This window comes from Neoroseomonas rubea, assembly GCF_016106015.1.
In the GTDB taxonomy this organism is placed as follows: domain Bacteria; phylum Pseudomonadota; class Alphaproteobacteria; order Acetobacterales; family Acetobacteraceae; genus Neoroseomonas; species Neoroseomonas rubea.
In genome coordinates this window covers 1-1,501 of record NZ_JACADQ010000566.1, presented here as the reverse complement: position 1 = coordinate 1,501, position 1,501 = coordinate 1, and the positions used below count along the sequence as shown (strand labels likewise).

Below are 1,501 nucleotides of genomic sequence, written 5' to 3'. Positions count from 1 at the left end.
GCTCGCGGGCGGCGCGGCCGGTGCGCTCAACGCCGACGGCACGCCTGCCCTGCCCGGCCAGGCGGGTGCGGCGGGCGCGCTCGCCGCGGGCGGGGACGGCAATGACGCGATGGTCTCGATCGCGATGGTCGAAGGGCAGATGAAGGCCTCCTCGATCGCGAAGCTGCAGGAACTCGTCGACCGCCATCCGGATGAGGCCCTGACGGTGGTCCGTCGCTGGTTGGCGCCGGAGGGAGCGTGAACATGAGCAATCTGAAGGGCCACCAGAAGGCCGCGACCTTCATGCTGGCGATCGGGGAGGAGCACGCCGCGCGGCTCTTCGCCAAGATGCATGAGGACGAGATCCGCGACATCTCCACCGCCATGGCAAACCTCGGGACCATTCCCGCGACGACGGTCGAGGATCTATGCAAGGAGTTCGGCGACAATCTGGGCCAGACGGGCAACCTCGTGGGTTCGTGGGAGACCACCGAGCGGATGCTGATGAAGACGCTGCCGCGCGAGCGCGTCGCCCAGATCATGGAGGAAATCCGCGGCCCGGCGGGCCGCACCATGTGGGACAAGCTCGGCAACGTGAACGAGGCCGTGCTCGCGAACTACCTCAAGAACGAATACCCGCAGACCGTCGCCGTCGTGCTGACCAAGGTGAAGCCCGACCACGCCGCGCGCGTCCTGTCGCTGCTGCCCGAAGGCTTCGCGATGGAGGTCGTGATGCGGATGCTGCGCATGGAGACCGTGCAGAAGGAAGCGCTCGACGGCGTCGAGAAGACGCTGAAGGCCGAGTTCATGTCGAACCTGGCGCGCGCGCAGCGCCGCGACGCGCACGAGATGATGGCCGAGATCTTCAACAACCTCGACCGCCAGTCGGAAACGCGCATCCTCGCGGCACTCGAGGAACGCAACCGCGACGCGGCCGAGCGCATCCGCGGCCTGATGTTCACCTTCGACGACCTCTCGCGCCTCGACAGCCAGGGCGTGCAGATCCTGATGCGGGCGGTGCCGAAGGACCAGCTGACCCTGGCGCTGAAGGGCGCGTCCGAGGCGCTGCGCGACCTCTTCATCAAGAACATGGGCGAGCGCGCGGCGAAGATGCTGAAGGAAGACCTGGCCAACATGGGCCCGGTCAAGCTGCGCGAGGTGGACGAGGCGCAATCCGCCATCGTGCTGATGGCCAAGGACCTCGCCGCCCAGGGCCAGATCCAGATGCAGGACGGGCGCGAAGACGAGATGGTCTACTGAGATGGCCGACGGCTTCACCCGCATCGCGCCCGACGCGCTGGCCGGCGCATTCACGCCGACGGTGCTGATCGCCGCCCTCGACGCCGCGCGGCGGGAGGCGGAGGCGATGCCCCCGCCCCTGCCGGCCGGCCCCGACCCGGCCTCGATCGCCGCCGTCGCGATCTCCTCGAAGGCCGCGGCGGGGGCGGCTTCGACGACGACATCGCAGGCGGCGAGCTCGGCATTGGTGACGACCATCGGCGGGACCTTGAAGCCGCCGACA

At 68.9% G+C, this 1,501-nt stretch carries 2 protein-coding genes and 1 pseudogene; all 3 read left to right on the top strand.

The genetic code is table 11. From position 1 onward, the window contains the following. Positions 1-241 (top strand): annotated as a pseudogene (locus tag HW577_RS24905) (flagellar basal-body MS-ring/collar protein FliF); the annotation flags it as partial. 2 nt (positions 242-243) lie between these two features. Beyond that, positions 244-1,239, top strand: coding sequence for a flagellar motor switch protein FliG (fliG, locus tag HW577_RS24900; protein WP_198378778.1), 996 nt, complete (start codon positions 244-246; stop codon positions 1,237-1,239). A gap of 1 nt (position 1,240) precedes the next feature. Further along, positions 1,241-1,501 (top strand): hypothetical protein (locus tag HW577_RS24895; RefSeq protein WP_198378777.1); only part of this gene is annotated, 261 nt, incomplete at its 3' end.